We start from the raw sequence: 13,666 nt of genomic DNA on the forward strand, positions 1-13,666 counted from the left end.
GTCCCGCACCAGCGCAGGCACGGGCACAGGGCACAGGGCACAGGGCACAGGGCACAGGGCACAGGGCACAGCAACGGCATCGCACCGCATCGCACCGCACCGCACCGCGCCGAAGGGGGGCGGCGGTCACCGCCACCCCCCTTCAACACCCCTGCCCCCTAGGACGGTTCAGGACGTGAGGGCCGCCCCTTCAGGGACCGCACCGGTCCCCCGCACCCGTCCGATCCGCGGCGCGACGAGCCGCGCGATCTGCTCCGCGGGACCCGGATCCATCATGTGCGCGTGCTCGCAGTCCACCTCGACGATCTCGGTCCTGCCCGCCACGAACTCCCCCCACGCCTCGGGCACCACGGCCTCCAGCCGCTTGCGGGTGGCCAGTACCAGCAGCAGGTCCGAGCACAGCACTTCCGGCCGCCGCTCCGTCGCCAGCCAGGCGTTGTTGACGCTCACCTCCAGCGCGGCGGCCCGGTGCTCGCGGCTCAGGTGACGCAGCTCGCTGCTGCCCTCCCCGTACCAAGAGACGATCTGGGCACGCATCCGGTCCGGCGTCGGCTCGGCGGGCGCGTCCTCCGGAAGGCCGTAGATCTTGCCGTACCCCTCGTACATCTGGGCGAGGATCTCCTCGTGCGTCCCGGTCCCCGGGCCGCCGGGTTCGGGCGGCGAAGTGTCCAGCACCGCCAGCAGCCCGATCTCCTGCCCGTCCGCCTCCAGCGCGGTGGCCACGGCCTGCGCCATGATCCCGCCCAGCGACCAGCCCAGGATGTGGTACGGGCCCTCGGGCTGCACCGTACGGATCTGCTGGGCGTAGTCCACGGCCAGTTCGGTCATGGAGGTGGGCAGCGGCCCTTCCCCGTCCAGCCCCCTGGCCTGCACCCCGTACACCGGGTGGTCGGGGCTGAGCGCACTCAGCAGCGTCGAGTAGCGCCAGCTGAGTCCGGCGATGGGGTGTACGCAGAACAGCGGGGCCGCGGTGCCCGAGGTGCGCAGCGGCAGGATCACGTCGAAGGCGCTGCCGCCGTCCCCTTCGAGGTGCTCGCACAGCCGGGCCGGGGTCGGCGCGGCGAAGATGTCCCGCAGCTCCAGCGGGCGGCCCAGCGCCTGTCCGATGCGGTGGACCAGCCGGGTGGCGAGCAGGGAGTGCCCGCCGAGCTCGAAGAAGCCGTCGTCCACGCCGACCCGCTCCACGCCGAGCGCCTCGGCGAACAGGCGGCAGACCAGGTCCTCCTGCGGTGAACCCGGCGCCCGGTACTCGCCCGTCGCGGACTGCACGGGCGCCGGAAGCGCCCGCTGGTCCAGCTTGCCGTTGGGCGTCAGCGGCCATCGGTCCACGAGGACGAAGCCGCCCGGCACCATGTAGGCGGGCAGCCGCTCGGCGACCTCGGAGCGCAGCGCGCGCAGCGTCAACTCGCCCTGTCCTGCGCGGGGTTCCACGTACGCCACCAGGCGCTGATCGCCCGGCCGGTCCTCGCGGACCATCACCACGGCCCGCTCCACCCCGGCGCAGTCCGCGACCGCGGCCTCCACCTCGCCCAGCTCCACGCGGAAGCCGCGGACCTTGACCTGGGTGTCCGCGCGGCCGCGGAACTGCAGCTGCCCGTCGGCGTTCCACACCGCCAGGTCTCCGGTGCGGTACATCCGGGCGCCGGGGCCGCCGTACGGGTCGGCGACGAAGCGCTCCGCGGTCATGCCGGGATTGGCCAGGTAGCCGCGCGCCAGACCGCCGCCGGACACGTACAACTCGCCCTCGGTACCGGGCGGTACCGGCTGCAGCGCCTTGTCCAGGACGTACATCCTGTTGCCTTCGATCGGCCGGCCGATGACCGAAGCGGCGGCCGCGTCGGGGACCAGGCGCCGGGTGAAGCTCACGTCGCAGGTGGCCTCGGTGGGCCCGTACGCATTGATCAGCAAACGGTCCCGGCCCCAGAACTCGGCCAGTTCCGGGGAGAGCGGCTCCCCGCCGGTGATCATCGTGCGGAAGTCGGGCAGCTCGGTCCGCGGCACCTCCGCGAGCGCCGACGGGGCGATCAGCAGGTGGCTGATGCGCTGCTCGGCGAGGAACGCGGCGAGCTCGGGCCCGACCGGGGTCTGCGCGGGTACGACCAGGCACGCGCCGGACAGCAGGGCCAGACAGAACTCCGCGATCGACACGTCGAAACTGGGCGAGGCGCACTGCAGCACCCGGCTCTCGGGCACCACCCCGTAGTGGGCCGACTGGTTGGCGGCCAGCGCGCCGATCCCGGCGTGGCTGACCAGGACGCCTTTGGGGCGGCCGGTGGAGCCCGACGTGAAGACGACGTAGGCCGGGTGGGTGACCCGCAGCGGGGCGGTGCGGTCGGTGTCGCCCAGGTCCGTCCCGGGCAGCGCGGCCCGGTCGGCGGCGGTGGCCGCCCCGTCGACCAGCAGCGTGTCGAGGCCCTCGGTGCGCGGCAGCAGGCTCGCCAGTTCCTCGGTGGTCAGCAGCAGCACCGGCGCGCTGTCCGAGAGCATCGCGGACAGCCGCTCGGCCGGGTAGGCCGGGTCGAGCGGCAGGTATCCCGCACCGGCCTTCATGACGGCGAGCATGCCCTCCAGCATCAGCGCCGAGCGGGGCAGCGCCACCGCCACGTACGTCTCGGGTCCGACGCCGCGGGCGACCAGCTGCCTGGCCAGGCGGTTGGCCCGTTCGTTGAGCTCGGTGTAGGTCACGGTGGTGTCCGCGCAGGCCACCGCGGGCCGCTGCGGGGTGCGCCGTACCTGCGCCTCGAACAGCTCGGGGAAGGTGCCCGCCCTCCCCGCGACGTCCGCGTCGGACCCGCTCTGCAGCAGCGTCCGGCGCTCCTCCGCCGAGAGGATCTCCAGTACGGAGACCGCGGTGCCGGGGTCGGCGGTGGCGCTCTCCAGCAGCCTGGTCAGCCGCTCGGTCAGCCGTCGCACGGTGTCCGGCTCGAACAGCTCGGCGGCGTACTCCACCAGTCCTTCGATGCCGTCCGGGGCGCCTTCCCCGGTGTGGCTCTCGCCCATGTTGAAGGCCAGGTCCACCCGCGCGTTGCCGGCCGCGTCGCCCTCGGCGGAGACCCGCAGCCCGGGGAGGTCCATCGAGCCGCGCTCGTTGTTCTGGAAGACCAGGGTGACCTGGGTGAGCGGGGCGTGCGAGAGGGAGCGGCCGGGGTTGACGGCCTCGACGATCCGCTCGAACGGCAGGTCCTGGTGGGCGTAGGCGCCCAGGTCCGTCTCCCGCACCCGGGCGAGCAGTTCGCGGAAGGTCGGGTCCCCCGACACGTCCGTGCGCAGCACCAGGGTGTTGACGAAGAACCCGATGAGCTGGTCCAGCGCCTCGTCGGTACGCCCCGCCAGCACGGCGCCGATCGGGATGTCGCTGCCCGCGCCCAGCCGGGAGAGCAGCGCGGCCAGCGCCGCCTGGACGACCATGAACACGGTGACGTCGGACTGCTTGGCCAGCTCGGCGATCCGCGCGTGCAGCGCGGCGTCCAGGGCGAAGCGCACGCCGGCCCCGCGCTGATCGGCCACCGCAGGACGCGGGCGGTCCAGAGGCAGCTGGAGCAGCTCCGGAACTCCCGCCAACTCCTTGGTCCAGTACTCCACTTGGCGTGCCGCGACACTGCCGGGGGACGACTCTGCGCCCAGCAGCTCCTGCTGCCACAGCGCGTAGTCCGCGTACTGCACGGGCAGCGGCTGCCACTGCGGGGCCCGGCCCGCCGTACGGGACCGGTAGGCGGCGGACAGGTCGCGGGCCAGCGGAGCCATCGACCAGCCGTCGCTGACGATGTGATGGGTGAGCAGGCAGAGCACGTGCTCACGCTCGGACACCCGGAAGAGCGTGGCCCGCAGGGGGACCTCGGTGGCCAGGTCGAAGGCGTGACCGGTCGCCCCCGCCAGTGCCCCCGGCAGGTCCTGCTCGCCCGCGAGCTCGACCAACTCCAGCCGTACGTCCGCCTCCTGGGCGTCCAGGACGATCTGGCACGGCTGGCCCGCGAACTCGGCGAAGCGGGTGCGCAGCACCTCGTGCCGCTCCACGAGGTCGGTGAGCGCGGCGGCCAGCGCGGCGCGGTCCAGGTCTCCGGAGAGCCGCAGCGGCAGCGGGTTGTTGTACGTCGCACCGGGCCCGTTGAGCCGGTAGGCGAACCACAGGCCGCGCTGGGCGTAGGACATCGGCACCCGCTCGGGGCGCGCCACCGCCGCCAGCGGCGGCCGGGCGGTGTCCGCGTGTGCCAGCTGCGCGGCGAGACCGGCCACCGTCGGCGCCTCGAAGACCGCACGCACCGAGAGCTCCGCCCCGAAGGCGGCACGGACCTGGCTCAGCAGCCGGATCGCGGTGAGCGACTGACCGCCCAGGTCGAAGAAGCTCTCGTCCACCGAGCGGCAGGGCTGCCCCAGCACCTTCTCGAAGAGACCGCAGAGGATCTCCTCGGTCGGCGTCTGCGGGGCCCTCGGGCCCCGGTGGGCCGGGCCGTCGCCCGGGGCGTGCGCCCCGGCGCCGTCCTCGGCCGGCGCGGTGGACCGGCGGAACGCCGACGGCAGGGCGAACTCCACGTCCCCCGCGCTGCCGTCCGGAGCGGCCACGACCGCCTTCAGCACCTGGGTGAGCGCGGTGAGCACCGCCTCCGCCTCGTCCTCGTCGAGCAGGTCCGGCTGGTACTCCAGGTCGATCTGCAGCCGCCGCCCGGCCAGCCCGGCGACGACGCGCAGCGGGTAGTGCGCGGCGTCGTGACCGCCGGCCACCGCCACCCGGACCCCGGCGTAGGACGGGCGGGCCGCGTCGTCGTCCGGGTAGTTCTCGAACACCACGAAGGTGTCGAAGAGGTCGCCGTGTCCTGCCATCCGCTGCAGCCGGCCGAGACCCAGGTGGTGGTGCGGCAGCAGCGCCGCCTGTTCCCTGCGCAGCCGGTCGAGGTTCTTGAGCACCGACTCGGTGCGGTCCAGCCGCACCCGTACCGGGATGGTGTTGATGAACATCCCGATCATCGTGGTGATGCCGGGGATCTCCGGCGGCCGGCCGGAGACCAGCGTGCCGAAGACCATGTCGTCCCGGCCGGTGAGCCGGGCCAGCACCAGCGACCAGGCCATCTGGACGAGGTGGTTGGCCGTCAGACCGCGGTCGCGCACCAGCGCGTCCAGGTCGGCGGCGAAATCGGCGGGCAGCGAGGTCTTCGCCCGCGCGGGCATGCCCGGCACCCGCGACGGGTCGGCGGAGAACGCCAGGGTCGGCCCGGCCAGCCCGTCCAGGGCTTCCCGCCAGGCCGTCTCCGACCGCGCGTCGTCCTGCTGCGCCAGCCAGCCGAAGTAGCTGCGGTGCGGCACCGGCCGGGACAGCGCCGAGTCGTCGCCCCCGCCCTCGTACAGCGTGAACAGCTCGCGGACCAGCACGGGGACGGACCAGCCGTCCAGCAGCATGTGGTGGCTGGTCATCACCAGCCGGTGCCGCTCGGCACCCAGCCGTACGAGGGTGAAGCGCATCAGCGGCGGCCGGTCGAGCGAGAAGCGCCGTGTCCGGTCGGCGGCGAGCAGCTCCTCCTGGCGCGCCTCGGTGTCCGCGGCGTCACCGGCCGAGAGGTCGACCTCCTCCCACGGCAGCGGCACGTCGCGGTGGATCACCTGCATCGCCTGGCCGTTCTGCCGCTGCCGGAATCCGGCGCGCAGGTTGGGGTGGCGGCGGATGAGCACCTCGACGGCCGTCCTGAGGGTCTCCGCCCGCAGCGGTCCCTCCAGATCGAGGACCATCTGGGTGTTGTAGACGTCGACCGCGTCATCGTCGTAGAGGGAGTGGAAGAACATCCCCTCCTGGAGCGGGGTCAGCGGCAGAACGTCTTCGAGCGCGGCCCGGTTCATCAGAGCATCCTCAGTTCTGCTTCGAGTTCGTCGATCTCTGCCTGAGAGAGACCGAGGGCAAGGTCGGAAGGACTGTGGCCACCGGTACCGGCCTCCTGGGCGTGGGCGGTCAGGGCGTCCAGGGCGGTGAACCACAGGTCGGCGAGGTCCCGGACGTCCTCGTCGGGCAGGATCCCGCCCGCCCAGGACCAGGTGACGCTCAGCCGGGGGCCTTCGGGCAGGTCCTGGGTGAGTGCGTTGACCGCGAGGGGGTGCGCCAGCGGCATCCCGCCGTCCTGCGGTACGGGCGAGGGCAGGCCACCGACCATCGTCCACGGCCGGCCCTCACCGGCCGCCGTGTCCGTCACCTCGAACCGCCCGAGGTAGTTGAACGCCAGCTGCGGGGCCGGAAGCGCGGAGAGTACGGGGCCCAGCCGCGGGTTGAGGTGGCGCAGCATGCCGTAGCCCACTCCGTTGCCGGGAAGCGCCCGCAGCTGCTCCTTGATCAGCTTGAGGGACTCGCCGACCGCCGGTCCGCCCGCCCGCACCTCGGCCCAGTCCGCGGCGGCCGGGGTCAGCCGTACCGGGTAGAGGCTGGTGAACCAGCCCGCCGTGCCGGACAGTTCGGCCCCCGGCAGGATGTCCTCGCGGCCGTGTCCCTCCAGGTCGACGAGCACGCCGTCGGCGGCCTCGCCGCGGCGTCGCCGCCACTCGCGCACCGCCAGGGCGAACGCGCTCAGCAGCACTTCGCCCACGTTGGCGTGGAACGCCGCGGGAACGGACGTCAGCAGCGGCTGCGTCCGCTCGGGAGAGAGGCTCAGCTCCAGGTTCCGCACCGTCGCGGCGGTGTCCCGCCGCGGGTCCAACTCCCGTGCACCCCAAGGCACTTCGACGCTCGACGTGCCGTCAGGGGTGCCGGCCGCGGCCCGCATCCACACGTCAAGCCCGGCCTCCCACTCGGGCTCCTGCGCGGCCTCGGCGAGCCGCTGTGCCCACGACCTGAAGGAGGTGGCCACCGGCGCGAACTTCGGATCGCGCCCGGTGGACGCCGCCTCCCAGGCCTCGCGCAGATCCGGCACCAGGATGTGCCAGGACACCCCGTCCACGGCCAGGTGGTGCGCCACGACCTGCAGCAGCCCCGGCGCCTCGGGCCCGGCGTCGTACCAGACCAGTTGGATCACCGAGCCGTTCTCCGGGGACAGCCGCAGCCGTGCCCGCTCCCCCTCGTCGACCATGACCGCGTCCCGCTCCCGCGGCGGCAGGGCTACGACGTCCACCCGGTGCAGCACCGCGGTGGCGGCCACCGCCCCGCGCTCCGCCACGACCGGCTGCCAGGACCCGTCGTCGGCGGTCGTCATCCGCAGCCGCAGCATGTCGTGGTGGTCCAGCCAGCTCTGCACCGCAGCGATCAGCCGGTCCGGGGCCGCCCCGGCCGGAACCCGTACCGTCACCGACTGGTTGAAGCCCGACACCGGGCCGTCCAGCCCGTGCAGCCAGTGCATGATCGGCGTCAGCGGGAAGGCCCCCACGCCGTCGTCCGCGGTGGCCCAGCCGGAACCGGGCACCTCGGCGGCCACGTCGGCCAGCTCCGCGACCGTACGGTGCAGGAAGATCTGCTGCACCGTCAGCGACAGGCCGTTCTCGCGGGCCTGGGACACCACCCGCATCGAGCTGATGCTGTCACCGCCCAGTTCGAAGAAGTTGTCGTCGATGGTGACGGTGTCGAGGCCGAGGATGCCGGCGTAGATCCCGGCCAGGGTCTCCTCCCTGGGGGTGCGGGGGGCGCGTCCGCCGGTGGTGGACCCGGTGAAGGCGGGGGCGGGCAGCGCCTTGCGGTCGATCTTGCCGTTGGGGGTCGTCGGCCAGCGGTCGAGGACCACGACGGCGGCCGGGACCATGTAGTCGGGCAGGCTCTCGGCAAGGCGCGCACGGAGGTCGGCGGGGTTCACCGCGGGCCCGTCAGCGGTGACGTACCCGACCAACTGGCGCCCACTGGGACCGTCCTGACGGGCCATCACCAGGGCTCCGGTGACGCCGGGGAGGTCCGCGAGCACGGTCTCGATCTCGCCGAGCTCGATACGGAAGCCGCGGACCTTGACCTGGTTGTCGGTGCGGCCGAGGTATTCGAGGGTGCCGTGCGGGGTGTACCGGGCGAGGTCGCCGGTGCGGTAGAGGCGGCTGCCGGGCGGACCGTAGGGGTTGGCCACGAAGCGCTCGGCGGTCAGCTCCGGGCGGCCCAGGTAGCCGCGGGCCAGGCCGGGCCCTGTGCTGTAGAGCTCGCCCGCCACGCCCGGCGGCACCGGGCGCAGTCGCTCGTCCAGGAGGTAGACCTTGGCGTTGGTGATGGGCGTGCCCATCGGCGGCACCACGGCGCCGGTCAGGGGCCTGCTGACGGTCGAGCAGACGGTGGCCTCGGTCGGACCGTAGGCATTGACCATGCGTCGGCCCGCCGACCAGCGGCCGACCTGCTCGGGCGGGCAGGCCTCGCCCGCCACGATCAGCGTCATGTCCTGCGGGAGCGAGCCGGGAGGCAGCACACCGAGCACGGCCGGGGGAAGAGTGGCGTGGGTGACGCGCTGCTCGGTGAGCAGCGCGGTCAGTTCCCCGTCCGCGGCAAGGCGTGCCGACGGTGCGAGGACGAGGGCGGCGCCGTGCGTGAGGGCCATGATCAGCTCCCAGGCGGCGGCGTCGAAGCTGAGCGCGGCGAACTGCAGGACCCGCGACCGCTCCGTCACGTCGAGGTGTGCGCCGTGTGCCGCGGAGAGCGAGGCGATACCGGTGTGGGTGACGATCACACCCTTGGGGCGGCCGGTGGATCCCGAGGTGTAGATGACGTACGCGGGGTGGTGCAGATCCAGCGGAGCGAGCCGCTCCGCGTCGCTGACCGGCCCGTCCGCGAGGTCCCGGGTGGCGTCGTGGTCGTCCAGCAGCACCCGCGGGCACGAGGTGGCGGGCAGCTCCACACCTGAAGTGGTGAGGACGCAGGCCGGGGCGGCGTCGGTGAGCATGTAGCCGATGCGGTCGGCCGGGTAGTCCGGATCGATCGGCAGGTACGCCCCGCCCGCCTTGTGGACGGCGAGAGCGGCGACGACCAGCTCGGCCGAGCGCGGCACGGCCAGGGCCACCAGCCGCTCAGGACCCACGCCCCGGGAGACGAGGAGGCGGGCCAACCGGTTGGCCCGTCGGTCCAGTTCGCCGTAGGAGAGAACCGTGCCCTCGAAGACCACGGCCGCCGCCTCCGGGTCACGGGCGACGTGGGCCTCGAACAGCTCCGGCATCGTCAACGCCGGTACCTGCTGCTCCGTGGCATTGCGGCCGTCGAGCAGCTCCCGCCGCTCCTCGTCGCCGAGGATCTCCGCACTGCCCACGGTCTGATCGGGCTCGGCCACGACGGCCCGCACCAGCCGGACCAGCCGCTCGGCCAGCGCCTCGGCGCTCGCGGACTCGAACAGGTCCGTGGCATAGGTGAGCTGTCCGGCGAAACCGGCCGGTTCACCGGCTGCCGAGTACTGCTCGGTGAGACCGAAGACCAGCTCGGACTTGGCGGCGTCCAGGCCCACCGGCTGGGACTCCACCCGCAGCCCCGGCATGGCCGGCGCGTCCCCCGCGCTCTCCTCAAGGTTGAGGGAGACCTGGAAGAAGGGGGTGTGCGAGAGGGTACGGGTCACGCCCGCCGCGTGGACGACCCGCTCGAACGGGATGTCCTGGTGGGCGTAGGCGTCCAGGTCGGTCTCCCGCACCCGGGAGAGCAGCTCGCGGAAGGTGGGGTCGCCCGACACGTCCGTACGCAGCACCAGAGTGTTGATGAAGAACCCGATGAGGTCGTCCAGCGCCTCGTCGGAGCGCCCCGCCACCGCCGTGCCGATCGGAATGTCCTTACCCGCGCCCAGCCGCGACAGCAGTGCGGCCACCGCCGCATGCAGCACCATGAACACCGTGACATCACACGCACGCGCCAACTCGACGATGCGCGAGTGGAGTTCGGCGTCCAGTACGAAGCGCTCGGTGGCGCCGCGATGGCTGGCGACGGCCGGGCGGGGGCGGTCCAACGGAAGCTCCAACAGCTCCGGAGCGCCATTGAGTTCCTTGCGCCAGAAGGCCAGCTGCTCGGAGACCAGACTGCCGGGATCGTTCTCCTCACCCAGCACGTCACGCTGCCACAGCGCGTAGTCGGCGTACTGCACCGGCAGCGCTTCCCAGGCCGGGGCCTGCCCACCCGTGCGAGCCGTGTAGGCGGCGGACAGGTCCCGCGACAGCGGGCCCATCGACCAGCCGTCACCCGCTATGTGATGCAGCAGAACCAGCAGGACGTGCTCACGCTCGGACACCCGGAAGAGAGTGAGCCGGAGCGGAACCCCGGCTGCCAGGTCGAACCCGTACGCGGCCGCCTCGGCCAACGCCGACTCCAGCCGACCCGGCTCCTCCAGCTCCACCAACTCAACGGCAGGGCGCGCCTGTTCACCGTCGAGCACCACCTGGAACGGCTCACCCGACTCCTCCACGAACCGGGTACGCAGCACCTCGTGCCGCCCCACCACATCGACCAACGCCGCCTCCAGGGCGACATGGTCCAGCTCGCCGGTCAGACGGACAGCGATCGGAATGTTGTACGTCGGACTGGGGCCCTCCACCTGGAAGGCAAACCACAACCGCTGCTGCGCGAACGACAACGGCAGCGCATCGGGGCGCTCGCCCGCCACCAGCGCCGCCCGCGCCGAGCCCTCCGCCAGTCGGGCGGCGAGTGCGGCGACGGTCGGCGCTTCGAAGACCGCCCGGATCGACAGCTCCGCATCCAGAGCGGTACGGATACGGCTGGTCAGCCGGGTCACGAGCAGTGAATGCCCGCCCAGTTCAAAGAAGTTGTCGTCGATGGTGACGGAATCCACGCCGAGCGTCTCGGCGAAGACACCCGCCAGGATCTCCTCACGGGCCGAACGCGGAGCCCGTCCGTCGGTGGTGGACCCGGTGAAGGTGGGATCGGGCAGTGCCCTGCGGTCGATCTTCCCGTTCGGAGTCATCGGCCAGCGGTCAAGGACGACGAACGCGGCCGGAACCATATAGCCGGGCAGCCTCGACGCGAGGTGGGCACGCAACCCGGCAGGCTCCGGACACCCACCACCGTTGGTCACGTATCCCACCAACTGCTCACCTGTGGTGTCGCTTTGACGGACCATCACCAGGGCGTCCGCGACGCCCGCAGCCTCGGTCAGCGCGGCCTCGATCTCACCGAGCTCGATACGGAAACCCCGGACCTTGACCTGATTGTCCGTACGGCCCAGATACTCCAACGTGCCGTCCACACCCCGCCGCACCAGGTCACCCGTCCGGTACAACCGGCCGCCGGGAGGACCGAACGGATCCGCGACGAACCGCTCCGCCGTCAGCCCCGGACGCCCCAGATAACCCCGCGCCAGACCAGGACCGGCAACATACAACTCACCCGCCACCCCCACCGGCACCGGACGCAACCCACCGTCCAGCACATACAACCGCCCGTTCACCACCGGACCACCGATCGGCGGAGCCCCCTCCCCGCCCAACGGCCCACTCATCGCAGCAACAACCGTCGCCTCCGTCGGACCGTACGAATTGATCATCCGATGACGACGCGACCAACGAGCCGCCAGCTCAGCACCGATCTTGTCCGCACCCGTGGCCAACGTCCGCAAATACGGCAGCTCGACCTCCGGCAGAGTGGCCAGCGCGGCCGGCAGCATCAGCGTATGACTGATCCGCTCCTCCACCAGAACCCGCGCCAACTCCTCACCCACCAACTGCTGCTTCCCGTCCGGCACCACCAGCGCAGCACCATTCGTCAGCGCCATCACCGCCTCCAGCACCGACGCATCAAAACTCGGCGAAGCAAGCTGCAACACCCGACTGCCCTGATCCAGCAGATACCGCTCCGCCACACTCACCGACAGATCACCCAACCCACGGTGCGTCACCACCACACCCTTCGGACGACCCGTGGAACCAGAGGTGTAAATGACATACGCAGGGTGGTGGACATCGAGCGGAGCAACACGCTCGTCGTCCGTCACCGTCGTGTCGGACAGCTCCGCCAGCCGCGACACCACCCCCGCCTCGTCCAGCACGACCAGCGGGCAGGACACCTCCGGCAGGTCACCGGCCGTCCCCGACTCCGTCAGCACGCACGTCGGCCGGGCGTCCGTCAGCATGTAGGCGATCCGGTCCGCCGGATGAGCCGGGTCTACCGGAACATAGGCACCGCCCGCCTTCTGCACCGCGAGCGCCGCCACGACCATGTCCGCGGACTTCGGCAGGACCAGCGCCACCACCCGCTCGGGGCCGACACCACCTTCGATCAGCAACCGGGCCAACCGGTTCGCACGCTGATCCAACTCCCGATACGAGAACGTACGCCCACCGTGCACCAACGCCGGAGCCTCCGGCGCAGCCACCACCCACGCCTCAACAAGCTCAGGCATCGTACGAACCACACCACCCCGAGCCGTGTCATTCCAACCCGAGAGCAACAGCTCCCGCTCTTGGCCCGTGAGAATCTCCGCCTTACCCACGCGGGCATCCGCATCAGCGACGACGGCGTCCACCAACCGCACCAGCCGGTCCACCAACACCTGCGCCGTCCCGTGCTCGAACAGGTCGGTGGCGTACTGCACTTCACCGCCGATACCCGCCGGAGCACCCTGTGACGTACGGCGTTCGCGCAGCGTGAAGGTCAGATCAGCCTTGGCCACCCCGGTGTCCAGGTCGCTGACGGACACCTCCAGACCCGGCATCGCAAACCCGCCCTCATCAGCGCTCTGCAACGACAACATGGTCTGGAACAACGGACCGTGGGACAACGACCGAGCAGGATTCACCGCCTCGACAACCCGCTCAAACGGAACGTCCTGATGGGCATACGCCCCCAGATCCGCCTCCCGCACCCGGCCAAGCAGCTCACGGAACGTCGGATCCCCCGACACATCCGTACGCAACACCAGAGTATTGATGAAGAACCCGACCAGGTCCTCCAGCGCCTCGTCCGAACGCCCCGCCACCGGCGTACCGATCGGGATGTCCTCGCCCGCGCCCAGCCGTGACAGCAGTGCGGCCACCGCCGCATGCAGCACCATGAACACCGTGACATCGCTCGCACGCGCCAACTCCACGATCCGCGCGTGGAGTTCAGCATTCAGCTCGAAGCGCGCGACGGCGCCACGGTAGCTGGCGACAGCAGGCCGGGGGCGGTCCAGCGGAAGCTCCAACAGCTCCGGAGAACTCGCCAACTCCTTCTGCCAGAAAGCCAACTGCTCGGATATCAGACTGTCGGGATCATCTTCCTCGCCCAGCACATCTTGCTGCCACAGCGCGTAGTCGGCGTACTGCACCGGCAACGCTTCCCAGACCGGCGCCAGCCCACCCGTGCGAGCTGTGTAAGCGGCGGACAGATCCCGCGACAGCGGGCCCATCGACCAGCCGTCACCCGCTATGTGATGCAGCAGCACCAGCAGGACGTGCTCACGCTCGGACACCCGGAAAAGCGTGAACCGCAGCGGAACCCCAGCCGCCAGATCGAACCCGAAAGCCGCCGCCTCCGCCAGCACGGACTCCAGCCGACCCGGCTCCCCCACCTCCACCAACTCAACTACAGGGCGCGCCTGTTCACCGTCCAGCACCACCTGGAACGGCTCACCCGACTCCTCCACGAACCGGGTACGCAGCACCTCGTGCCGCCCCACCACATCGACCAACGCCGCCTTCAGAGCGGTGCGGTCCAGCTCGCCGGTCAGACGGACAGCGATCGGAATGTTGTACGTCGGACTGGGGCCCTCCACCTGGAAGGCAAACCACAACCGCCGCTGTGCGAACGACAACGGGTACATGGCGGAGC

General features: G+C 71.5%; 2 protein-coding genes. Both read right to left on the bottom strand.

Annotation, left to right across the window (positions count from 1 at the left end; all coding sequences use genetic code 11):
• Positions 1 to 168: 168 nt before the first annotated feature.
• Complete coding sequence (locus ACH4SP_RS37865; RefSeq protein WP_398422192.1) at positions 169 to 5,826, bottom strand: amino acid adenylation domain-containing protein; 5,658 nt, start codon at positions 5,824 to 5,826, stop codon at positions 169 to 171.
• A complete protein-coding gene (locus ACH4SP_RS37870) occupies positions 5,826 to 13,658 on the bottom strand; it encodes an amino acid adenylation domain-containing protein (protein ID WP_398422194.1) in 7,833 nt (2,610 codons plus the stop codon). The genes ACH4SP_RS37865 and ACH4SP_RS37870 overlap by 1 nt, the downstream gene beginning before the upstream one ends.
• Positions 13,659 to 13,666 lie beyond the last annotated feature (8 nt).

The sequence above is a fragment of the Streptomyces sp. NPDC021093 genome, from assembly GCF_044333135.1.
Lineage (GTDB): Bacteria > Actinomycetota > Actinomycetes > Streptomycetales > Streptomycetaceae > Streptomyces.